This is a genomic window from Yersinia enterocolitica subsp. enterocolitica, assembly GCF_901472495.1.
Taxonomy (GTDB): domain Bacteria; phylum Pseudomonadota; class Gammaproteobacteria; order Enterobacterales; family Enterobacteriaceae; genus Yersinia; species Yersinia enterocolitica.
Genome location: NZ_LR590469.1, coordinates 4,038,113 through 4,060,585, shown reverse-complemented (window position 1 = coordinate 4,060,585; position 22,473 = coordinate 4,038,113). Strand labels below are relative to the sequence as shown.

Sequence of the window (22,473 nt, the reverse complement as noted above, 5' to 3'; positions counted from 1 at the left end):
TGGCATAATACGGTTATTTCGCATATTCATGCAGCTATGGCGAAATACATCCATAAAAAAGCAGCCACTCAGGGCTGCTTGATAACGTTATGAATACATGCCAGAGATCAGTCGATCTGCTTAACCTCAACACGTAACTCTTTTGGGACTTCGAATACAATACTTTCTTCGCGGCCACGAAGCTCAACCGACCCACCCGCACCAAGCGCTTGTAAACGGGCAATCACTTGCTGTACCAGAATATCGGGTGCAGAGGCTCCTGCGGTCACGCCAATGCATTTCGCATTCTGTAACCATGACTCTTGGATATCAGCTGCCGAATCAATCAGATAAGCGGGTTTACCCATGCGTTGTGCGAGTTCAGCTAACCGGTTTGAGTTAGATGAGTTTTTCGAGCCAACCACCAGCACCACGTCGGCATCATTCGCCAAATTCCGCACCGCTTCTTGGCGGTTAGTTGTGGCGTAGCAGATATCATCTTTACGTGGGCCGACAATCTTCGGGAAACGCCGGTGTAAAGCATCGATAACCGCAGAGGTATCGTCAACTGACAACGTGGTCTGAGTCATAAAGCAGAGGTTATTCTCATCTTTAACATTCAGTTTCCAAACATCATCAGGCGACTCGACCAAATACATTCCCCCTTTCGGGTTGTTGTATTGCCCCATGGTGCCTTCAACTTCCGGATGGCCAGCATGACCAATCAGGATAGCTTCTTTCCCTTTGCGGCTAGCGCGCGCAACTTCCATATGGACTTTAGTGACCAAGGGACAAGTTGCGTCAAACAGCATCGTCAATTCACGGGCACGGGCTTCGGCTCGCACCGCTTGTGACACACCATGGGCCGAGAAAATCAAAATGGAACCATCTGGCACCTCAGCGATATCCTCGATAAAAATAGCCCCGCGCTCACGCAGGCTATCAACCACATAGCGGTTATGTACCACTTCATGGCGTACATAGATTGGCGCGCCATACATCTCGATCGCGCGTTCAACAATACTGATAGCCCGATCAACTCCGGCACAAAAGCCGCGTGGATTAGCCAGCAATATCTGCATGCATTGCCTCCTGTTGGGGGTCTATCTCCAGCACTTCAATGTCAAAGCTGACGATATGCCCTGCCAACGGGTGATTAAAATCAACAGTAATCGACTCTTCTGCTACTTCCCGCACCACGCCCGGCATTTCACTGCCATCACGAGTGGTAAACAGCATAATCGTACCCGTATCCGGTACACCGGTTTGCGCAAAATCACGCTGCGTAAAGTACTGAATCAAATCAGGACTTTCTAAACCGAATGCATCTTCAGGTGGTAAGCTGAAAGCGTGTTTGTCACCCACTTTCAAGCCGATCAACTGCTGCTCCAGCGCATCGGAAAGGCTGTTATCGCCTAAGCGAAATAGCGCGGGTTTACCGTGAATATGAGTTGATTCTGCCGTTGAACCATCTTCCAGTTTCAGAGTGAAATGCACCAATACAGCACTCTTGTCTTGTATAAAATGGTCTTGTACCCGCTCTGACATATCACTCACCTTTATTCATCGCCGTTTTTTCAGCTGGGCTGATAAAGCCTTCAAATATAACCAATGCAGCACCGATACAAATTGCTGTATCGGCGATGTTAAATGTCGGGAAATGCCAGTTATTGACGTGGAAATCAATAAAGTCGATCACCGCGCCATGCACCATGCGATCAAATAAATTACCTAATGCCCCACCGATAATCAGAGCATAAGCACAGTTGAGCAGGCGCTGCTTGGCAGTAGAACGATACATCAGCACCATTAATAGAACTGAAATACCGATAGCTATCCCGGCAAAGAACCAACGCTGCCAGCCACTTTTATCCGCGAGGAAGCTAAATGCTGCGCCAAAGTTCTGCGCGTAGGTCAGGTTGAAAAAAGGAATCAGTGGCATCGACTCATACAGCGCAAAGTGGGTCATAACCCACTGTTTGCTACTGAGATCGACAATCACCACCAGCACAGCCAGCCATAACCAGCGCAATCCGGTCGAACAAATAGGTTTACTCATTAGGCGTACTTACGCTCTTCACCGTCGCCGGCAACGTTAGTGACACAGCGGCCGCACAGTTCAGCATGTTCCGCTACCAAACCGATGTCTTGAGTGTAATGCCAGCAACGTGGACACTTCTCACCATCAGCTTTATTAAAGGTAATTTTCAGCCCAGAGATCAGCTCGCTTTGCAGCGCATCATCACCGGCATCGGCATAATCTGCGACTTTGGCCGCTGACGTCAGCAACACAAAACGCAGCTCATCTTGCAAGCTATTCAGGCGTGCAGCCAGCTCCGGTGTGGCAAACAGTGTCACAGCAGCTTCTAACGAACCGCCGATACGTTTATCACTACGCGCTTGCTCCAGCACTTTGTTGACTTCGCCACGCACTTTTAACAGCTCAGCCCAGAAAGTATCGTTCATACTTTCATCACCCGCCAACCCGAACAGACCGTCATACCACTCTTCAGTGAAGACATATTGTGGACGCTCACCCGGCATTTCGTTCCAGATTTCGTCTGCGGTAAAGGACATGATAGGAGCCATCCAGCGAACCAAAGCTTCGGCAATATGGAACAGTGCTGTCTGACAGCTACGACGCGCAACGCTATCGCCTTTCGCAGTGTACTGGCGGTCTTTAATGATATCGAGGTAGAACGATCCCATTTCAACCGAGCAGAACTGCATCAGGCGCTGCACTACCAAGTGGAAGTCGTAGTTTTCGTACGCTTCCATAATCTCGGCTTGCGCAGCTTGCGCACGGCCTACAGCCCAGCGGTCTACTACTACCATCTCTTCTGGTTTCACCTGATGCAACGCCGGATCAAATCCATTCAGGTTAGCCAACAAGAAGCGCGCGGTGTTGCGGATACGGCGATAAGAGTCAGCAGAGCGTTTCAGAATTTCATCAGAAACAGCAATTTCGCCGGTGTAATCGGTGGATGCCACCCACAGGCGCAGGATGTCGCCACCCAATTTATTCATCACATCTTGCGGGCTGATAGTATTACCGATGGATTTGGACATTTTACGCCCCTGACCATCCACGGTGAAACCATGAGTCAGTACCTGACGATAAGGCGCTTTACCCTTCATCGCGGTCGCAATCATCAGTGAGGACATAAACCAGCCGCGGTGTTGATCAGAACCTTCCAGATACATATCTGGGCTATGACCACCAAACTCTGGGCGAGCATCGACTACAGAAGAGTGGGTTGAACCGGAGTCAAACCATACGTCCAGAGTGTCTGGAACTTTAACGTAATCAGCTACATCAGCACCCAGAATCTCGGCCGGATCCAGATCCCACCAGGCTTGAATGCCGTCTTGCTCTACACGCTTAGCAACTTCTTCCATCAACTCAGTGCTACGTGGATGAAGCGCTTCAGTCTCTTTATGCACAAACAGAGACATTGGTACGCCCCAAGTACGCTGGCGCGAGATACACCAATCTGGGCGGTTTGCTACCATAGTTTCGATACGCGCCTGACCCCAATCAGGGATCCACTGCACACCTTTGATCTCTTCCAGCGACTGCTTACGCAGACCTTTTTGATCCATGCTGATGAACCATTGCGGAGTAGCACGGAAGATGATCGGTGTTTTATGACGCCAGCAACATGGATAGCTGTGAACCAGTTTTTCAACTTTCAGCAATGCACCTTTTTCGCGCAGCAACTCAACAATCACATCATTGGCTTTAAAAACAAACAGGCCATCCAGTGTTGGATAAGTCCCCGCCAAATAGCAGCCATTCGGGCCAACCGGGTTAGCCACTTCCAAACCATATTTTTGGCCGATAACAAAGTCATCCGGGCCGTGGCCTGGTGCGGTATGAACTGCGCCAGTACCGGCATCCAGTGTGACATGGTCGCCCAAGATTGCTGGAACATCGAAGCCCATAAACGGGTGATTGAAGCGCAGCAGTTCCAGATCAGAACCTTTGCAGCTACCCAATACCGTCCACTCAGCAATGCCAGCGCGCTTCATGACGCTCTCAACCAGATCTTCTGCCAGAATCAGGCATTCGCCCTCAACCTGCACCAACTGATAGTTGTATTCAGCATTCAGTGAGATTGCACGGTTCGCAGGTAAGGTCCACGGCGTGGTGGTCCAAATAACCAGAGAGATCGGGCCATTAGCATTTGCTGCACCGAATTTAGCGCTCACTGTAGCCACATCGACCGCGTTAAAACGCACATCAATGGAAGGCGAGGTTTTGTCGTAATATTCAACTTCAGCTTCAGCCAGTGACGAACCGCAATCAGTACACCAGTGCACTGGCTTCGCGCCTTTGTGCAAGTGACCGTTATCAATGATTTTGCTTAACGCACGAATGATATTGGCTTCAGTTTTGAAATCCATCGTTAGGTAAGGATGGTCCCAATCGCCCAACACACCCAAGCGGATGAAATCTTTCTTCTGGCCTTCAACTTGCTCAGCTGCGTATTTACGGCAAGCAGCACGGAACTCCGCGGCACTGACTTTTTCGCCCGGTTTCCCAATTAATTGTTCAACTTTTAACTCGATCGGCAGGCCGTGGCAGTCCCAACCTGGAATATAAGGTGAGTCGTAGCCGGACATCCCTTTCGCTTTAACAATAATATCTTTGAGAATTTTGTTAACAGAGTGACCAATGTGAATGTTGCCGTTCGCATAAGGAGGGCCGTCGTGCAAAATAAAGGTCTTTTTACCCTTTTTGGCTGTACGAATAATCCCGTACAGATCCTGCTCATACCAACGTTTCAGCATGTCAGGTTCACGCTTAGCCAGATCGCCGCGCATCGGGAACCCTGTTTCAGGCAAATTCAGGGTATTCTTGTAGTCACTCATTAGATTCTCGGTTCCGTTTCGGCTAGAAATATTAAACCGGTGTCTTTAGCCCGAAAAATGTTCGGGCCGTCACCACATCATGGGCGATTTGCTGCTTCAACGCATCGAGCGAAGCAAAACGCTGTTCGTTGCGCAGTTTTGCGCAGAGCACCACATCAATATGGCGCCCATAAAGATCCATAGTTACATCAAGCAGATGAACCTCTAGCTGCTGGCGAATACCAGCAACGGTAGGCCGAGTGCCAATATTGGCAACACCGGGTAATGGCTTTGAACCCAAACCATAGACCTCAACCGCATACACTCCTTTTACAGGAGCAACTAAACGTTTTAACGGCAAATTCGCCGTGGGGAAACCTATCGTCCGCCCCAGTTCGTCACCGTGAACCACTCGGCCGGAAATACTGTATGGGTGACCAAGCAGTGTCTCAGCCAGCACCAAATCGTCGTCATAAAGCGCCTGACGAATCGCCGTGCTGCTAATACGCAATCCACCATCACAAAAGCTATCTGTGCTGATAACATCAAAACCAAATTCAGCACCCGCTTGTTGTAACAGTTGAAAATCCCCCTGACGCCCTGCGCCGAAGCGGAAATCATCACCAACAGTTAAAAACTTAACACCCAACTTCTCTACCAGCAACTGGGCAACAAAAGCTTGCGCAGTATTAGCTGCAAAACGCGGATCAAATTTAACGCACAATAGATAGTCAACACCGGCTTTCGCCAAATATCTGGCTTTATCGCGTAAACGCGTCAATCGAGCTGGTGCTTTATCCGCTGCAAACAATTCCAGTGGTTGCGGTTCAAATATCATCACCATAACGGGCAACCTCAAACGCTGACCTTCGCGCTTTAACTGCTCCAATAAGGCTTGATGTCCGCGATGGACACCATCAAAGTTACCGATAGTTAGCACGCAACCATGGTGGCGTGCCCGGATATTATGTATACCGCGAATTAGCTCCATAGCTGGCTCAAAACAGTGGAAATCGCCGGATTATACCTTGTACAGCGGTTAAGGTTAACCCGCGATTGGTACCTTTAACCGAAAGTCATACCATTTTGCGAAAATTACGCAGGTAAAATCCCTTTTACTGACTTTATCCTGTAGAATACGCACGCCGTTGAATACAGAAGCAGGCCGAGATCTTTACAAGAACCACCGTCGAATCCCTTCAAGGCAGTGAACTGTGGAATTTTCTTTCGAAAGACTGTATTCCACAGCGCGAAGCTGGTAAAATCCCGCTCCATCACAACGTAGCAAGTGCCGCCCGTACAAACGGCGCTTATTTGCACAAATCCATTGACAAACGAAGGCTAAAAAGGCATATTCCTTGGCCTTTGAATTGTCCTCAATAGAATATATTTGGGAGTTGGACCTTGGCTAATATCAAATCAGCTAAGAAACGCGCCGTACAGTCTGAGAAACGCCGCAAGCATAACGCTAGCCGTCGCTCAATGGTGCGTACCTTCATTAAGAAGGTGTATGCGGCAATCGCAGCTGGCGATAAAGACACAGCGCAAAAAGCATTTAATGAGATGCAACCAATCGTGGATCGTCAGTCCAGTAAAGGTCTGATCCACAAAAACAAAGCAGCGCGCCATAAGTCAAACTTGGTAGCGCAAATCAACGCAATGCAGTAATGCATTACGTTGGCTGCTTCGTAAAAAGACCGGCCTAGGCCGGTTTTTTTATATCTAAAATTTGGCTGACTCATCAAATCGCAAAACTTATCTTGGCTACGAATAAAGGGTAGCTGTGCAATTTGCAACTTGAGCCAATCAGCCTAACCGCTAAAAAGTACGGAAAAATCTTTGTTACATACCCGCTGCACTGCTGGATGTTGAATCATTCGCTCGGCGAAAATAACGTAATACTCTTCCTGTACATTGTCTAAACGACCAATCTCGACAATTTCATCATCTTTGCCATAGGTATCTGCTGCGTACAGTGTTGGAGCAACAAAAATAGCGTTGTTATAGATAGCAAACGCTTTCATTAACGCCGCATCATCAAATTCCCCCAAGATTTCCACTTGTAACCCTTTGCTGTTAATCCAATTTAATAATTTACGCCCCAACATTGAGCGACGCCCAGGGACCAACAAACGTTTTTGTTGCAAACAAGCGGGGAAAGGCAAGTCAGGAATTGGCTGGCGACAGTAAAAACTGACACTGCACTCGCCGAGTTTTACTGAAAACAACCCTTCTTGCTGGCTGGAATCAACTGGGCAGTCAGACAGAATCATATCCAGCTTATGCTGACTTAACTGTTCCAATAGCATTTCATGAGTAGATTCAAAACAGCGTAAATGAATTTTTTCATGATCCACCACGGCAGTTTCCAATACCTGGCTAACTAAGCGCTTGGATAATGCATCAGCTACGCCGACATCAAATAACAAGTTGGATTCTTTGCGATAGTTAACGATATCTAGCATTTCATGGCTGAGCATGAACATCTTATCAGCATAGCGAAAGACCAATTGCCCCAATTCTGATGGCACCAGCCCACGTCCCTGGCGTTTAAATAATTTCCCGCCCAGACGCTCCTCTAATGCTTTAATTTGCCCGGTAATCGTTTGTGGCGTTAGAAATAAAGCCTCAGCCGCCCCGACGACAGAGCCTTCCTTACAAACTTGCCAAAAATAATAAAGATGATTGAAATTGATGTGCGACATTCGCATGTTGTTATCCCCTTAACATATCGGTGAGCCAGCTAGCCCCATGCACGACTAAACGTTCCCTGTTCTGAGACTTCACAAACGGTAAGCCTGGAAATCTATCAGGTAGAATGCCAGTGCCATTCGTAAAGGCACTGGCATTCAAATATTGATCAATGCGTTATATTTCTCTTCGCCGGCAAAGCCAAGCGCAACAAGCTATAACCTACAACTGCTGCAGTAGTAGACCCCAGTAATATGCCCAATTTGGAATAGGTTGTTAGAGCAATATCAGCGCCATCAAATGCCAGTGAAGCGATAAATATCGACATAGTAAAGCCGATACCGCATAACACTGATACAGCAAAAATCTGCTTAAAATTGATTGCATCAGGCAGCTTAGCAACTCCTAGCTTAACGGCGAGCCAACTAAAGAGGAAAATCCCCAGTGGCTTACCAATAAATAACCCACTCGCAATCCCCAGAGGCAGTAACGATGTTAATCCTGAGATTGAAACGCCTTGTAATGAAACGCCCGCATTGGCAAATGCAAATAACGGCAGAATCAAATAGGCCACCCACGGGTGCAAGCCATGTTCCAGTGATTCCGATGGTGAACGCTTATCTTGAGTGTGCAGCGGTATCATAAAACCAACAATCACACCGGCTAAGGTCGCGTGTACTCCGGATTTTAGGATGCAGACCCACAGTACCAATCCAACTAACAAGTAAGCCGATGTTTTCCCCACTCCACGCCAGTTCATATAACCCAAAAGCGCAATAGCCGCAGCTGCCATTCCCAAGGCTTGTAGTGAGACTTCGTGGGTATAGAACAACGCAATAATAATGATGACACCCAAGTCATCAATGATGGCCAGTGCCAGTAAAAAAACTTTCAGGCTGGTTGGAACCCGGTTCCCCAGTAATGCCATGACACCCAGTGCAAAAGCAATGTCAGTTGCAGCCGGAATTGCCCACCCTTGGCGGGTAACTTCATCAGCCCCATTAAACAGTAAATAAATCAAGGCCGGAGCCAACATACCGCCTAAGGCAGCAATTGCTGGGAAAATAGCTTTATCACGCCCAGCCAGTGAACCTTCCATCAATTCACGCTTAACTTCCAAGCCAACGACCAGGAAGAATATCGCCATTAGGCCATCATTGATCCATAGCAATAGCGGTTTACTGATATCCAGTGAGGCTATTTTTACTGATACCGGTACATCAAGAAATGACTGATAAAACCCTTGCAGTGGGCTGTTGGCCATAAATAAAGCCACGACAGCAGCAAAAATCAAAATCAGGCCACCCGCAGCCTCTTGGCGTAAAAATTGACGAATCATGTTTGTCACAATGAATTGCTCCCTTGCATCGGACAGTGAGCTTATGCTCAACAAATTAATTCATAGATTTTAGGATAATCATCAACTCGAAAAAAGTCGTTTTTATTGCAGTAAATACTCGAATAAACCGAGCAATTAGTGATTTAAATCACATCACTTGATAGGACTCAGATGAAAAAATCCCCGAACTTCATCGAGGATTTTTATTTTTCTTTTTTATTAGCCAGTTAGCTAATAATTAACGGGTCAAGTCATCAAAGAATTTCTTAACGCCGTCTAAGAAGCTTTTAGAGCGAGGACTGTTTTTCTCGCCCGCGGCGCCAACAAAACTTTCTTCCAGTTCACGCAGCAATTGCTTCTGTTTTTCACTCAGATGCACTGGTGTTTCTACCACAACGCGGCAGAGCAAGTCACCTTGGCTACCACCACGTACTGATTTAACCCCTTTACCGCGCATCCGGAACAGTTTGCCGGTTTGTGTTTCCGCTGGCACTTTCAGCTTAACGCGACCATCCAACGTCGGGACTTCAATCTCGCCGCCCAAGGCTGCCATAGCGAAGTTAATCGGCACTTCACAATACAGGTTATTGCCTTCACGTTCGAAGATTGGATGTGCTTTGACTTGCACCTGAACGTACAAATCACCTGCTGGTGCGCCATGCTCGCCAGCTTCACCTTCACCGCTTAAACGAATACGGTCACCGGTATCAACGCCTGCTGGAATTTTAACCGACAGCGTTTTTGACTTCTCAACGCGACCATGTCCATGACATTTGTTGCATGGATCTTTAATGATTTGACCGCTGCCATGACAAGTAGGACACGCCTGCTGCACAGTGAAGAACCCCTGGCGCATATGTACCTGACCTGCACCACGGCAAGTCGAACACGTCACCGGAGAACTGCCCGGTTTAGCACCGCTACCATGGCAAACATCACATTCATTTAGCGTTGGGATGCGGATTTCTTTAGTCACACCGCGTACCGCTTCTTCCAGTGTCAGATCCATGTTATAGCGCAGATCTGAACCACGGGAAGCTCGCTGACGACGGCCACCACCAAAGATATCACCGAAAACATCACCAAAAATGTCAGTAAAATCAGCACCGCCACCGCCAAAACCGCCGCCGCCCATACCACCTTGTTCAAAGGCGGCATGACCATACTGATCGTAGGCTGCACGCTTTTGTGGGTCAGTCAGAATTTCGTAGGCTTCCTTAACTTCTTTGAAATTTTCGCCGGTATCGTTCTCGTCCTGATTACGGTCCGGGTGATACTTTACCGCCAGGCGTTTATAGGCCTTTTTGATCTCACGTTCATCGGCGTCCTTTTTAACGCCTAAAACCTCGTAATAATCTCTCTTCGCCATTCTCTTTTTTCCTACCCTTAACATGCGTGCACGGGCGTAGAGTTTCCTCGACGCCCGTGCTGGTTTCCAGCAACAGTAAGGCCTACCACTGCTGTGCCCGCTTAAGGGCAATTATTTTTTATCTTTCACTTCTTCGAATTCGGCGTCTACCACGTCGTCTTCTTTCTTAGCACTGGTATCACCAGCATCACCGCCTGCGGCTGCTTGCTGCTGCTGAGCCATTTCCAGCAATTTGCCAGAAACTTGTACCAGAGCCTGAGTTTTGGCTTCGATTTCAGCTTTATCTTCGCTTTTCAGCGCCGCTTCGAGTGCTTTCACTGCATCTTCGATAGCAGTTTTGTCTTCTGCTGGCAGCTTGTCACCGGCTTCTTCCAGCTGTTTACGAGTACCGTGAATCAGGTGGTCAGCTTGGTTACGGGTCTGAACAAGTTCTTCAAACTTACGGTCTGCTTCAGCGTTAGCTTCAGCATCGCGAACCATTTTCTGGATCTCTTCCTCGTTCAAACCAGAAGATGCCTTGATGGTAATCTTCTGCTCACGACCGGTATTTTTGTCTTTAGCAGACACATGCAAAATACCGTCGGCGTCAATATCGAAGGTCACTTCGATTTGCGCCATGCCGCGAGGTGCCGGCTGGATACCGTCCAGATTGAACTGACCCAGAGACTTGTTATCCTGAGCACGTTTACGTTCACCCTGAAGCACATGGATAGTTACCGCAGACTGGTTATCTTCCGCAGTAGAGAACACCTGGCTGTGCTTGGTTGGGATAGTGGTGTTTTTAGTGATAAGCGGAGTCATCACACCACCCATGGTTTCAATACCCAGTGACAGTGGGGTAACGTCCAACAACAGAACGTCTTTCACTTCACCAGACAGAACACCACCCTGTACTGCCGCACCAATTGCTACAGCTTCATCTGGGTTAACGTCTTTACGTGGTTCTTTACCGAAGAAATCAGCAACTTTCTTCTGAACCATTGGCATACGAGTCTGACCACCTACCAGGATAACGTCCTGAATATCGGAAACAGACAGGCCAGCATCTTGTAAAGCCACTTTCAACGGTTCAATAGAACGGTTGACCAAATCTTCTACCAGTGACTCCAACTTAGCGCGGGTCACTTTGATGTTCATGTGTTTTGGACCGCTGCCATCCGCCGTGATGTACGGCAGGTTAACGTCGGTCTGCTGAGCAGAAGACAACTCAATTTTCGCTTTTTCAGCTGCTTCTTTCAGACGTTGCATGGCCAGAGGATCGGTACGCAGATCCATACCCTGGTCTTTCTTGAATTCTTCAACCAGATAGTTGATCAGGCGGCTATCGAAGTCTTCACCACCCAGGTGGGTATCACCGTTGGTTGCCAGAACTTCAAAGGTTTTTTCGCCATCAACTTCGTCGATTTCGATAATTGAGATATCGAAAGTACCACCACCGAGGTCATAAACCGCGATAGTACGGTTACCGACTTCTTTATCCAGACCGTAAGCCAATGCAGCAGCTGTTGGTTCGTTGATGATACGTTTTACTTCCAGACCTGCGATACGGCCAGCATCTTTTGTTGCCTGACGCTGAGCATCGTTGAAGTATGCCGGTACAGTGATAACCGCTTCAGTTACTGGTTCGCCCAGATAATCTTCAGCCGTTTTCTTCATTTTCTTCAGCACTTCAGCAGAGATCTGCGGTGGTGCAATCTTTTGGCCTTTAACTTCTAACCAAGCGTCACCATTATCTGCTGCGATAATTTTGTACGGCATGATGTCTTTATCACGCTGCGCTTCTTCGTCCTGGAAACGACGACCAATCAAACGCTTGATGGCAAACAGTGTATTTTGTGGGTTAGTGACAGCCTGACGTTTAGCCGGTTGACCAACCAGAGTTTCACCATCTTGGGTATAAGCGATGATAGAAGGCGTGGTGCGATCACCTTCGCTGTTTTCCAGCACGCGTGCTTTAGTACCATCCATAATTGCTACACAAGAGTTGGTAGTACCCAAGTCGATACCAATAATTTTACCCATCTAAAACGCCTCCACTAAAAAGTCATATTCGGTCAAGTTACTAATCTATATGTGGGCGGATTGTTTAATTTCAACTGCCCGTATTTTCATAATCAATGTTTTCATACCCAGCATTCTACTGATGTATGCCTCCGCTGATTCGTGATTAGTCCCTGCGGTTGGGAATAAGATGGGGCCATGAAACGCAGCATCAAGGGGGGAGATGAAAAAAAATTACTTTTTATCACCCTCGAGATCATTGTTTCCAACCGCGCAGATCATTATGATGCCGCGCGCACTGAGGGAATAGACGACTTTTTAGTCATTCAGGCGCTTTATACTTATTCGGATATTTATCCATTATTTTTAGCAATCTGTTATTGCAGAGGACTTATGAACACCACCAAGTTGGCGAATCCTGGCCCATTAGGCCTGATGGGTTTTGGGATGACCACCGTCTTGCTTAACCTGCACAACGCAGGCTTCTTCCCCCTAACCTCTGTTATTTTGAGTATGGGGATTTTTTATGGCGGTCTGGCACAAATTCTGGCAGGTATGCTGGAATATAAGAAGGGTAATACCTTTGCTGCCACTGCGTTTACCTCCTATGGCGCATTTTGGCTGAGCTTGGTCGGTTTGCTGATGTTACCTAAAATGGGGCTGGCTGAAGCAACAGATGCACAATTCCTCGGCGTTTATCTAGGCTTGTGGGGTATTTTTACACTGTTTATGTTCTTCGGAACCTTGCCCGCTAACCGTGCTTTGCAGTTTGTGTTCGGTAGCCTGACGCTACTGTTTGCGCTGCTGGCCGTCGGTAACTTCACCGGTAACCATTCGCTGCTGGTGTTCGCCGGTTTCGAAGGTATCATCTGCGGCGCCAGCGCCATTTACCTGGCAATGGCGGAAGTATTGAACGAACAATATGGCCGCACCGTATTGCCAATTGGTGAACCAAGCTCGACTTTACGCGTACAACCTGTAGTTTAATTACAGTTCACTGCGAAAAATTACATTTAACGGCCCTCTGAATATTCATGTTCAGGGGGCTTTTTTATGTTTATTTTTCACTTCTAAAATAAAATTAATTATGTGCTTAAAATTAACATTATAAAATAATAAAATAGAATGATGAAAATAGATAAAGCCAAGAAAAAATACATCATATAAAATGTAAATTACATCGATAACTCAGAACATTAAAATTAATAAAGTTAAGGGTTAGCCTATGAAAACAGTCATAATAACATTAACCATCATTATATTGACGATATCGAAACCAATCTATTCAGATGAAAATAAAATCTGTTTTTATACTGAAGATAAATTCAAAGGCGATAGTATTTGTTTAGCACCAAATCAAAAAATAGATCTGTATCAAGATAGCGCAACCGCTGTCAAGTCAGATAGTAACTTGACACCTATTAATAATGATAGTATTCAATCCATCACCGTCCCTCCAGAAATGACAGCAACAATTTATAAGAATGATAATTACATTCCCCCTTTTTTCGAGTTACAAGAGAATATTACGAATAATAGTTTAAAAGCACTGGGAATGAGTCGTATGATTACCAGTATTAAAGTATCAAAAAAAGAAGGCCTTAACTGTGATCAACAATGTGTCATTATAAATAACCATACAATAAAACTCGCTGATGTATTTGACAAATACTGGAACGACGCAAGATTGAAAAACAAACAGATTTTATTAGTTTTTAATACTATTGAGTTAGGGGTAGACGATAATTATGAAATCGTATTATTTAATGGCGCTAACATTAATATTAATAATAGTAGAGTTAGCTTCACCAATGTAAAAATGAATGATGGAATTTATTTTGAACGTTATCAACGCAGCGATAACTTGTCTTTTATTATACAGATAGATGAAGATATTGTACAAGTGCAATATCTTCAAACATTGAAAAATAGATTAGTAAATACATCTCCCATCATTTTCTTTGATTGGGATAGTCACCTCAATGTGGCACCAGAGATAATCATAACTAACTACAATAAACATAAACCCTTAGTTATCGCAAAAACTATACTTACCGCTGATACCGGAGATAAGGATTGGGAAAAAAGAGATTTAGTACAAACCAGTAAAATACTTTGTGCTTTCACTCCTTTTTTAAATATTTATAATTATATTATACAAGGTAAATGCCAACAATTAGATAGCATCATATTCAGTGCAAATGACTTTTTTAACAGTAATACCAAAGGGAAAACTTTACATATTGCCGGAAACAGTTCCCCACTGCTCCCCGCCTCTCTCCAAGAAGAAGAGTTAACAATGCCTGAAAAGGTAGATAACTACATGACATTGGCTTATATGGATTACAGTCAATATAGGCAATCTCTAAGTCTCCCGGCGGCCGCCAAAACCTGCATGGTATCGATCCACTCTTTACTTAACGCTCGTCCAGCACGTCAAATAAGACCCCGCTGCATTGAGTGGACATTGGACATTATGACTGATTTTACTTTATTGTTTGGCAATAGCTTAGAAACTTGGAATTCGGCATTTTTTGGCCGAATAATAGATTCAATCATCAGAACAGGAAGTACTGGCGTTGCCGTCGAAAATCAGGCAGTAGAAAATAGATTTATCCATGCTATAACAGAAAAAATAACAGATAAAACAACCAACAATGCTTTTGGCGATATTAAAACCGCGCTAGATTATGCTCAACTTAGTTATGTAACTTATAGTAATTTTTCCTTAACTGATGAATCACCCGCACAGGTAGAGTTGTTACCCTTAGGTATTTATGAATTGCTATTAGAGACTTTCATCTATAGGCAAACTCCCCCAATAATCATTTCGCACGGTGAACTTGTTGAGCAAACTGAATTGGAATTTGAAATCGAAATACTCCCAACCCCCACACCTGAGGAAGAGGAAAAACTTTCCGATGTAGAAGTTAGCAATGCCCACGCTATGCGGAAAAAGCTAAGGGAAACCGTTGCTCTCTGGGAGCAGCAATATGAGCAAGGCTACCCCGCTCAAGGTGCCAGTGCGGATGCCGATCCAGTTGAAATCAATAACGCCCTCACTAAACTACTTCATGCTGGAAATATTGTGACGGGTATTATCAAACGGCGACTCATTCTTCATCGCCCCGGTGAAATATATGTAATTGTTAAATTTCAAGGGAGAGTTATCGCGATCGTACTTGCCGATCGTTTTAATAGCCACAATGAAGTTGAATTGGTCGCATCCGCAACCCTACCAGACTATGTTTTATTTCCCGATCGCGAAGGAACGGTGAGAGGGGCTGGCACGGCGGCAGTCAGAGAACTGAGCCGATATTTGCAGCAACAAGGTGCCCGTACATTATACTCTGAAGTTATTTCTCAACCCTCGGCTCGGGTCAAGCAGAAGGTCGGCTTTAATTTTAAGGGTGAATTTTAAATTATATTAGACAAAAATAGCCCAGGTTTTATGGGCTATTTTGTAATGATATCTACTTGATGCTACTTTACTCAGCCAGGGCTTTCTTTGGCAGATGCGCTTTCACTTCGCTATTAATATCATTGCGTAGATAAATTCCTAACAGGAATCCCACCAGCGATAACAACAGCATGTAATACGCGGGAGCCATAGGCGTCACTTTCATCAATAACGTCACCACAATCGGTGTCAACCCACCAAAAATGGCATATGCCACATTGTAGGAGAAAGAAATGCCAGTAAAGCGCACCTCTGCCGGGAATGCACGCACCATCACATAAGGCACCGCGCCAACAATACCGACACAGAATCCTGCCAACATATAATGGGTAAATAACTGACTCGGGTCGGTCAAATTGGTGTGATAAAACGACCATGTCGACACCGCCAACATCAGGCTGCCAACAATAAAGGTTTTACTGGCACCGAAGCGGTCAATAATAAGGCCAGCAATCACACAGCCAAATACCAACGCGACAATCGCCAAGCTATTGGCCTGCAATGCCAGAGCGGGCAAGACACCGAACTGCTTCTGTAAATAAGTCGGTGTCATAAGAATAACGACCACAATACCGGCAGACAGTAACCAGGTCAGTAGCATCGAAACCACTATTTCTTTCTTATGATTCACCACGACAGATTTCAGTGGTAATTCATCAGCCAGAGTTTTACGTGCCTGCATCTCTTTAAAGATTGGGGTTTCTTGCAACCAACGGCGTAAGTACATGGCGAACAAGCCGAAAATCCCGCCGAGGAAGAATGGTACACGCCAGCCGCCATCTAAAATGGCCTGAGGGCTTAAGGTGGTGTTCATCGCGGTGGCCACCAGTGACCCCAGTAAGATCCCCGCCGTCAAGCCAGCAGTGAGTGTTCCGCAAGCAATGCCAATGCGCCGACGTGGTACATGTTCTGCTACAAAGACCCATGCGCCGGGCACTTCGCCGCCAATCGCCGCACCTTGTAATACACGCATTAACAGTAATAGTAATGGCGCTGCAATACCAATCGAGGCATAAGTCGGCAGCATACCTATCGCCAATGTTGGTAATGCCATTAACAAAATACTTAGAGTAAACATCTTCTTACGGCCAACCAGATCACCAAAATGCGCCATGATAATGCCGCCGAGCGGGCGAGCCAAATAACCCGCTGCAAAAATACCGAATGTCTGCACCTGACGCAGCCACTCTGGCATATCAACCGGGAAGAAAAGATCACCAATAACCGCAGCAAAGAAAACGAAAATAATGAAGTCATAAAACTCAAGCGCTCCGCCTAAAGCCGCCAGAGTGAGGGTTTTATAATCTTGCTTATTCAGCCGACGGTTATGATTATGTTGTTGGGCAACATGAGGTTGCGATAAGTCGACTTGAGATGAATTGTGTTCTTGGGGCATATGACACCGTAATAAACCAGAGTAGGGGAAGAAAAATATTTTCAGCCTTTTGTAAAGTAAATATGACTATACCGTACAAAATTCCCGACACTGCCATAATGGTGTCTTATGTTGTAAAAAGTTTTAATTTAGTTGTTTATATCGATAACTGCACTCTTAGGACGGAAAGCCGCTACCACTTCAGCATTGGTCTCTATATATGGCCCATCCAGTAGTTGAATGCAATAAGGCACACTGGCAAAAATCCCCGCAACCAGCACCTTCGATTCTGCATCTTTCACCCCTTCCAGGGTTTCTTTGATCGATTTAGGTTGCCCCGGTAAGTTGATGATCAATGCCTGCTTACGGATAACGCCAACCTGACGGGATAATATCGCGGTAGGGACGAAATGGAGGCTGATTTGACGCATTTGCTCACCAAAACCAGGCATTTGCCGATCTGCGATTGCCAATGTGGCGTCAGGGGTGACATCGCGTCTTGCCGGGCCGGTTCCACCGGTGGTCAGCACTAAATGGCAGCCCATCTCGTCGACTAACTCACACAGGGTTTGTTCAATCAAGGTTTGTTCATCGGGGATAAGGCGGGTTTCTATAGCAAAAGGGGTCGTTAGGGCACTTGCTAACCACTCTTCCAGAGCTGGAATGCCTTTATCCTGATATACCCCGCTCGATGCGCGATCAGAAACGGAAACTAAACCTATACGTAATATATTCATATGACTACCTCGACGAAAAGCCCTTTATCTGTGGCGAATAATAGCATACCCCATGTTATTGGAACTGCCCTCAGCCCCAGATAACAGGCAATAAAAAAGGCAGCTTGCGCCACCTTTCGTCAAATAACTGCGGAGAATCAATTACCGCCAGTCAAATTACAGCAGGTCTGAGATCATTTTCTCAAGTTTGCCCTGGTCGATAGCAAACTTGCGAATGCCATCAGCCAGTTTATCAATCGCCATCGGGTCCTGATTGTGCTGCCAGTAGAATTCAGCTTCAGTCAGTGGCGTTGGTTTAGCTTGAACTTCACCGGTATAAGCCAGTTTACGCTCAACTGGGCCTTCACTTTCTGCCAACTCTTTTAACAGAGATGGAGCAATAGTCAGGCGGTCACAGCCAGCCAGTTCGATGATCTCACCCAGATTACGGAAGCTTGCGCCCATAACCACAGTTTTATAACCGTGTTTTTTGTAATACTGGTAAATCTCGGTCACGGAAACCACACCTGGATCTTCGTGTGGTGCGAACTCTTTCTTATCACCATTGGCTTTGTACCAGTCAAGAATACGGCCAACAAACGGTGAAATCAGGAACACACCCGCCTCAGCACAAGCACGTGCCTGAGCGAAGGAGAACAGCAGAGTCAGGTTACAGTTGATACCTTCTTTTTCCAGCTGTTCCGCAGCACGAATACCCTGCCAGGTAGAAGCCAGTTTGATCAGAATACGGTCATTGCTGATACCGGCTTCGTTGTACAGTTTGATCAAACGTTTCGCTTTTGCCACGCTAGCAACGGTGTCGTAGGACAGGCGAGCATCAACTTCAGTAGAAATGCGGCCGGGGATCAGTTTCAGAATTTCCAAACCGATATTGACGGCCAGTTTGTCAGTTGCATCAACGATTTGCTGAGCATGATCACTGCTTTGTTCGCGAGCCCAGGCAATGGCTTCGTCGATCAGCTTGCGGTATTCAGGAATTTGGGCAGCATTCAGAATCAGTGATGGGTTCGTGGTTGCATCTTGCGGCTGATACAGCTTCATTGCCGCGATATCCCCAGTATCTGCTACTACAGTGGTGATTTGACGTAGGGAAGTAAGTTTATCGGTCATGTTGTCGTTTCTCATCGTTTGTGCATGAACTTTTGGCATGTCGCAACTTTTATCTCGGTCGAAATGGCGCTTCATCTCATTCGGAATGTTAGCAGTTTCGCAATATTAGCTATTTCGACGCCTGCCTTGTCTTGATAATAACATGCGTAAGCCTTGGTGCAAGGCAGTTAAACTGATTAAAAAAAGCGCAAACAGGCAGTATTCGGTTCGCAACCGTTTTCGCCTTTTAAAACAGCCAGAAACCGGCAGGTTAATAGCAATTTCATCCATTCTTATCGTGCTGAGACGATTTAGCTAAACTATATCATCTCTGACAACGCGATCTATCTATCCTAGCAATCGCCCAATCTTCTTTTCGCTGGCTGGCGCTTTTTGCTACAGTGTCTTATTTAGCTCATTAGGATGTCGTTATGCTTATTGTCATTTCCCCGGCTAAAACCCTTGATTATCAAAGTCCGCTAGCAACCAAAAAGTTTACTCAGCCAGAGATGTTGGATAAATCACAACAGCTTATCGAGATCTGCCGTGAACTGACACCTGCGCAAATCAGCAGTCTAATGGGAATTAGCGACAAACTGGCCGGTTTGAACGCCGCTCGTTTCAGCGAATGGCAGCCTGATTTCACACCCGACAATGCGCGTCAGGCGATTCTGGCTTTTAAAGGCGATGTTTATACCGGCATGCAGGCGCAGGATTTCAGCGCTGCTGACTTTGACTTTGCCCAACAGCATTTACGTATGCTTTCCGGACTCTACGGCGTATTGCGCCCGCTAGATTTGATGCAACCATATCGTCTGGAGATGGGGATCAAACTGGCTAACCCAGGTGGCAAAGATCTCTATTCCTTCTGGGGCGACCAGATAACAGAGAAACTGAATCAGGCGCTGGAGCAGCAAGGTGATAACGTGCTGATAAATCTCGCCTCTGATGAATATTTTAAAGCTGTTAAACCGGCTAAGCTGGCAGGCTCACTGATTAAACCGGTCTTTTTGGATGAGAAAAATGGCAAATACAAAATCATCAGTTTCTATGCCAAGAAAGCCCGTGGCTTGATGAGCCGATTTATTATTCAGAATAAACTCACCAAACCAGAGCAACTGGTTGATTTCAATCTGGAAGGCTATCAGTTTGATGCCGGACTGTCGGCGAAAAATGAACTGGTATTTAAGCGCGCTGAACAGTTTTAACAACGTCAAGTAGAAAAAGCATTACCCTAAGTAATTGGTGTTGCAGCCAGGCAGCAAACGAGCACATCCCGATGAGCTTACTCAAGTAAGTGATTCGGGTGAGTGAGAGCGGCTAACAACGCTGCAACACCAAGTAAGACGGGTAATTACTTTGGCAAAGCCATCAAGAAAGCCCGCAATTGCGCAAAGTCTGCTGGCAAATCATGAGATAGCAGCGGTAATTGTGCCCGCACTGCCAGTGGTTTTGGCAGCGGCAATTCCTGCGCCAGAATCTCTTCTACACTTTCTTTGAATTTCGCCGGATGCGCTGTCGCGATAAATACCCCGAATTCCCCGTCCTGCAATTGATCGCGCAACACACGATAGGCAATAGCAGCATGAGGCTCTGAGATATACCCTAACTCCGCCAATTCGCGCATGGTGTCTTTAGTGACATCATCACTGACTGCGCCGTGGCCCAATTCTTTCAACTGCCAGATTTTACGACGATAAAGCTCCTCAACACGCGGCCAGTTATTCGGCTGGCTGACATCCATAGCATTCGATAACGTCGCCACCGTCGGCTTCGGCTGCCACTGGCCGTTAACCAGGAAGCGCGGCACGGTGTCGTTGGCATTAGTGGCAGCGATAAAGCGTTTTACCGGCAAACCTAACGATTTTGCCAGCAAACCGGCGGTCAAATCACCGAAGTTGCCACTTGGCACTGAGATAACCAATTGGTTACGTGCTTCTTGCGGTAACTGGGCTACAGCTTCGAAGTAATAGCAAATCTGAGCCAGCAAGCGGCTGATATTAATGGAGTTAGCAGAGTTAAGGCTCAGCGCCTGCTTTAACTCCTCATCATCAAAGGCTTGTTTGACCAGCGCCTGACAAGCATCAAAATCGCCCTCAATAGCCACCGTGTGGATATTGCCACCTAACGTACAGAACAGCTTCTCTTGCAGCGGGCTGATTTTGCCGCGTGGATAGAGGATAACCACGCGAACATTTTTCAAGCCATAGAAAGCATGAGCGACCGCCGCCCCAGTATCACCAGAGGTTGCGGTTAAGATAGTCACTGGCTGGTCGCCAGCCACTTCGGCCAGCATTTGTGCCATAAAACGTGCGCCGAAGTCCTTAAAGGCCAATGTCGGGCCGTGGAACAACTCCAGTGCGGCGATATCATTCTCAACCTGAGCGACTGGAGCCGGAAACTCAAACGCCGCCTGAACGCGTTTGGTTAACACCTCTGGTGCGATTTCATTACCAATAAAAGCAGAAAGAATACGGCTGCTGCGAGTGACAAAATCCAGATCCAGCAGTTTATCAATTTCTGTCAGTTCAAACTCTGGCAACTCCAGCGGGAAGAACAACCCTTGCTGCTTGCCCAGACCCTGTTTGATCGCTTGCGCGAAGCTGACCTGTTCGTTGTGATCTTTAAGGTTATACAGTTTCATGCGTTATCCCAGTAGTCGTGCGCCTGCGGTATCCAGACGGCAAATATGAACAAAACCTTCGTCGTTTTGCAGGTAATGATTTTGTAGCCAGCTCGCCATGCGCTGTGCGGTCTCGCTATCATTGCAGACGGCAAACAGCGTGGGGCCAGAACCGGAAATACCACAGGCCAGCGCGCCAATATCCTGCGCGGCTTGTCTGGCCGCAGCAAAGCCCGGCAATAATTGAGTGCGGTAAGGCTCGGCAATGACATCTTTCATCATTTTAGCGGCCAGGCTCGGCTGCTGAGTGTGGCAGGCATGAATAAATCCAGCCAAATTACGCCCATGAGCGATGCAATCCTGACGGCGATACTGTGCGGGTAAAATAGCCCGCGCCTCAGCGGTAGAGACTTTAATCCCTGGATAAGCCATCACCCACAGCCAGTCGTCAAAACCGGGTACATCTTGACTGATATAGCCGGGTTGCTCGAGGATCAATTGCATCCCGCCTAAATAGCAAGGCGCAACATTATCAAAATGTACACTGCCAGAAACTCGCCCTTCCAGCTCGCCCATCATGCCCAACAGCGTAACTTTATCCAGCGGTTTACCGCAGAATTCGTTCATTGCCATCAAGCCAGCAACAACAGAACAGGCACTGGAGCCCAGCCCTGAGCCAATCGGCATGTTCTTTTCCAGCACCAGTGCTACCGGGATCTCTTTGCCCATTTCCTGACAAAAACGCTCCCAGCATTGATAAACGATATTTTCTTTTGGATCATCAGGTAATTTGCTGACAAAGCGGCCTTCGTTGCGCAGACTAAAACTGTCCGATGCGGTCACACTGACACAATCGCCCAGCAAAGTGCCGTCTACTGGTGAAACCGCAGCACCCAGCACATCGAAGCCAACGCTGACATTGCCAATCGATGCCGGAGCATAGATCTTAACCATAT

The 22,473-nt window shown here is 46.7% G+C and carries 18 protein-coding genes; 4 read left to right on the top strand and 14 right to left on the bottom strand.

The features are described from left to right. Nucleotides 1-107 precede the first annotated feature (107 nt). From ispH to ribF, 5 genes are read right to left on the bottom strand one after another with little or no spacing between them, the layout of a single operon-like run. Nucleotides 108-1,061 carry a 4-hydroxy-3-methylbut-2-enyl diphosphate reductase gene (gene ispH / locus FGL26_RS19195; RefSeq protein WP_005166985.1) on the bottom strand — a complete coding sequence of 318 codons (954 nt, stop codon included), beginning with the start codon at nucleotides 1,059-1,061 and terminating at the stop codon, nucleotides 108-110. Further along, nucleotides 1,042-1,527 carry an FKBP-type peptidyl-prolyl cis-trans isomerase gene (gene fkpB / locus FGL26_RS19190; RefSeq protein ID WP_005166984.1) on the bottom strand — a complete coding sequence of 162 codons (486 nt, stop codon included), beginning with the start codon at nucleotides 1,525-1,527 and terminating at the stop codon, nucleotides 1,042-1,044. Before fkpB ends, ispH begins: the two co-directional genes overlap by 20 nt. Nucleotide 1,528: 1 nt before the next feature. Next, nucleotides 1,529-2,038, bottom strand: coding sequence for a signal peptidase II (lspA, locus tag FGL26_RS19185; protein ID WP_005166983.1), 510 nt, complete (start codon nucleotides 2,036-2,038; stop codon nucleotides 1,529-1,531). Next, nucleotides 2,038-4,854, bottom strand: a complete 2,817-nt coding sequence (ileS, locus tag FGL26_RS19180; protein WP_005166982.1) for an isoleucine--tRNA ligase — start codon at nucleotides 4,852-4,854, stop codon at nucleotides 2,038-2,040. Before ileS ends, lspA begins: the two co-directional genes overlap by 1 nt. A gap of 31 nt (nucleotides 4,855-4,885) precedes the next feature. After that, nucleotides 4,886-5,824, bottom strand: a complete 939-nt coding sequence (gene ribF, locus FGL26_RS19175) for a bifunctional riboflavin kinase/FAD synthetase (protein WP_005166981.1) — start codon at nucleotides 5,822-5,824, stop codon at nucleotides 4,886-4,888. Between the two features lie 413 nt (nucleotides 5,825-6,237). Here ribF and rpsT point away from each other — a divergent pair, with 413 nt between their 5' ends. Beyond that, nucleotides 6,238-6,501, top strand: a complete 264-nt coding sequence (gene rpsT, locus FGL26_RS19160; protein ID WP_005157027.1) for a 30S ribosomal protein S20 — start codon at nucleotides 6,238-6,240, stop codon at nucleotides 6,499-6,501. A 143-nt stretch (nucleotides 6,502-6,644) separates the two neighbouring features. On the opposite strand, the gene nhaR is transcribed toward rpsT, so the two are convergent. The 4 genes from nhaR to dnaK all read right to left on the bottom strand — a co-directional run bounded on the left by nhaR (nucleotide 6,645) and on the right by dnaK (nucleotide 12,254). Further along, complete coding sequence (nhaR, locus tag FGL26_RS19155; RefSeq protein ID WP_005157029.1) at nucleotides 6,645-7,544, bottom strand: transcriptional activator NhaR; 900 nt, start codon at nucleotides 7,542-7,544, stop codon at nucleotides 6,645-6,647. 149 nt (nucleotides 7,545-7,693) lie between these two features. Beyond that, on the bottom strand, nucleotides 7,694-8,872 hold the full coding sequence (nhaA, locus tag FGL26_RS19150; protein WP_005166980.1) for a Na+/H+ antiporter NhaA: 1,179 nt from the start codon (nucleotides 8,870-8,872) through the stop codon (nucleotides 7,694-7,696). A 229-nt stretch (nucleotides 8,873-9,101) separates the two neighbouring features. After that, nucleotides 9,102-10,232, bottom strand: coding sequence for a molecular chaperone DnaJ (gene dnaJ / locus FGL26_RS19145; RefSeq protein WP_005157034.1), 1,131 nt, complete (start codon nucleotides 10,230-10,232; stop codon nucleotides 9,102-9,104). Nucleotides 10,233-10,343: 111 nt separating this feature from the next. Next, a complete protein-coding gene (gene dnaK, locus FGL26_RS19140; RefSeq protein WP_019080558.1) occupies nucleotides 10,344-12,254 on the bottom strand; it encodes a molecular chaperone DnaK in 1,911 nt (636 codons plus the stop codon). Between the two features lie 372 nt (nucleotides 12,255-12,626). On the opposite strand from dnaK, the gene satP reads away from it, so the two are divergent. Both satP and FGL26_RS19130 read left to right on the top strand, forming a co-directional pair. Next, entirely contained in the window at nucleotides 12,627-13,220 is a 594-nt protein-coding gene (gene satP / locus FGL26_RS19135) for an acetate uptake transporter (protein WP_005166965.1), read from the top strand. A 238-nt stretch (nucleotides 13,221-13,458) separates the two neighbouring features. After that, entirely contained in the window at nucleotides 13,459-15,654 is a 2,196-nt protein-coding gene (locus FGL26_RS19130) for a GNAT family N-acetyltransferase (protein WP_005166963.1), read from the top strand. A 67-nt stretch (nucleotides 15,655-15,721) separates the two neighbouring features. Here the strand turns inward: FGL26_RS19130 and FGL26_RS19125 are convergent, their stop codons facing one another. The 3 genes from FGL26_RS19125 to tal all read right to left on the bottom strand — a co-directional run bounded on the left by FGL26_RS19125 (nucleotide 15,722) and on the right by tal (nucleotide 18,915). Continuing rightward, entirely contained in the window at nucleotides 15,722-17,089 is a 1,368-nt protein-coding gene (locus tag FGL26_RS19125) for an MFS transporter (protein ID WP_005166960.1), read from the bottom strand. A gap of 128 nt (nucleotides 17,090-17,217) precedes the next feature. Further along, on the bottom strand, nucleotides 17,218-17,805 hold the full coding sequence (gene mog / locus FGL26_RS19120; RefSeq protein WP_005166957.1) for a molybdopterin adenylyltransferase: 588 nt from the start codon (nucleotides 17,803-17,805) through the stop codon (nucleotides 17,218-17,220). A gap of 156 nt (nucleotides 17,806-17,961) precedes the next feature. Then, entirely contained in the window at nucleotides 17,962-18,915 is a 954-nt protein-coding gene (tal, locus tag FGL26_RS19115; RefSeq protein WP_005157047.1) for a transaldolase, read from the bottom strand. Between the two features lie 410 nt (nucleotides 18,916-19,325). On the opposite strand from tal, the gene yaaA reads away from it, so the two are divergent. Then, nucleotides 19,326-20,102 (top strand): peroxide stress protein YaaA, encoded by a 777-nt coding sequence (yaaA, locus tag FGL26_RS19110; RefSeq protein ID WP_005166955.1) that lies wholly within the window; start codon nucleotides 19,326-19,328, stop codon nucleotides 20,100-20,102. A gap of 146 nt (nucleotides 20,103-20,248) precedes the next feature. Here yaaA and thrC read toward each other — a convergent pair whose 3' ends face one another. After that, the gene (thrC, locus tag FGL26_RS19105; protein ID WP_011815533.1) at nucleotides 20,249-21,538 is read right to left on the bottom strand and encodes a threonine synthase; all 1,290 of its coding nucleotides are present in this window, start codon (nucleotides 21,536-21,538) and stop codon (nucleotides 20,249-20,251) included. A 3-nt stretch (nucleotides 21,539-21,541) separates the two neighbouring features. Continuing rightward, entirely contained in the window at nucleotides 21,542-22,471 is a 930-nt protein-coding gene (gene thrB / locus FGL26_RS19100; protein WP_005166953.1) for a homoserine kinase, read from the bottom strand. Nucleotides 22,472-22,473: the final 2 nt, after the last annotated feature.

Excerpts from the sequence above, each read along its gene's own strand:
- yaaA (WP_005166955.1), top strand. The coding sequence starts at position 19,326 with ATGCTTATTGTCATTTCCCCGGCTAAAACCCTTGATTATCAAAGTCCG.
- mog (WP_005166957.1), bottom strand. The coding sequence starts at position 17,805 with ATGAATATATTACGTATAGGTTTAGTTTCCGTTTCTGATCGCGCATCG.
- dnaK (WP_019080558.1), bottom strand. The coding sequence starts at position 12,254 with ATGGGTAAAATTATTGGTATCGACTTGGGTACTACCAACTCTTGTGTA.
- fkpB (WP_005166984.1), bottom strand. The coding sequence starts at position 1,527 with ATGTCAGAGCGGGTACAAGACCATTTTATACAAGACAAGAGTGCTGTA.
- thrB (WP_005166953.1), bottom strand. The coding sequence starts at position 22,471 with ATGGTTAAGATCTATGCTCCGGCATCGATTGGCAATGTCAGCGTTGGC.
- lspA (WP_005166983.1), bottom strand. The coding sequence starts at position 2,038 with ATGAGTAAACCTATTTGTTCGACCGGATTGCGCTGGTTATGGCTGGCT.
- ileS (WP_005166982.1), bottom strand. The coding sequence starts at position 4,854 with ATGAGTGACTACAAGAATACCCTGAATTTGCCTGAAACAGGGTTCCCG.
- nhaR (WP_005157029.1), bottom strand. The coding sequence starts at position 7,544 with ATGCGAATGTCGCACATCAATTTCAATCATCTTTATTATTTTTGGCAA.
- FGL26_RS19130 (WP_005166963.1), top strand. The coding sequence starts at position 13,459 with ATGAAAACAGTCATAATAACATTAACCATCATTATATTGACGATATCG.
- ispH (WP_005166985.1), bottom strand. The coding sequence starts at position 1,061 with ATGCAGATATTGCTGGCTAATCCACGCGGCTTTTGTGCCGGAGTTGAT.
- ribF (WP_005166981.1), bottom strand. The coding sequence starts at position 5,824 with ATGGAGCTAATTCGCGGTATACATAATATCCGGGCACGCCACCATGGT.
- FGL26_RS19125 (WP_005166960.1), bottom strand. The coding sequence starts at position 17,089 with ATGCCCCAAGAACACAATTCATCTCAAGTCGACTTATCGCAACCTCAT.
- dnaJ (WP_005157034.1), bottom strand. The coding sequence starts at position 10,232 with ATGGCGAAGAGAGATTATTACGAGGTTTTAGGCGTTAAAAAGGACGCC.
- thrC (WP_011815533.1), bottom strand. The coding sequence starts at position 21,538 with ATGAAACTGTATAACCTTAAAGATCACAACGAACAGGTCAGCTTCGCG.
- tal (WP_005157047.1), bottom strand. The coding sequence starts at position 18,915 with ATGACCGATAAACTTACTTCCCTACGTCAAATCACCACTGTAGTAGCA.
- satP (WP_005166965.1), top strand. The coding sequence starts at position 12,627 with ATGAACACCACCAAGTTGGCGAATCCTGGCCCATTAGGCCTGATGGGT.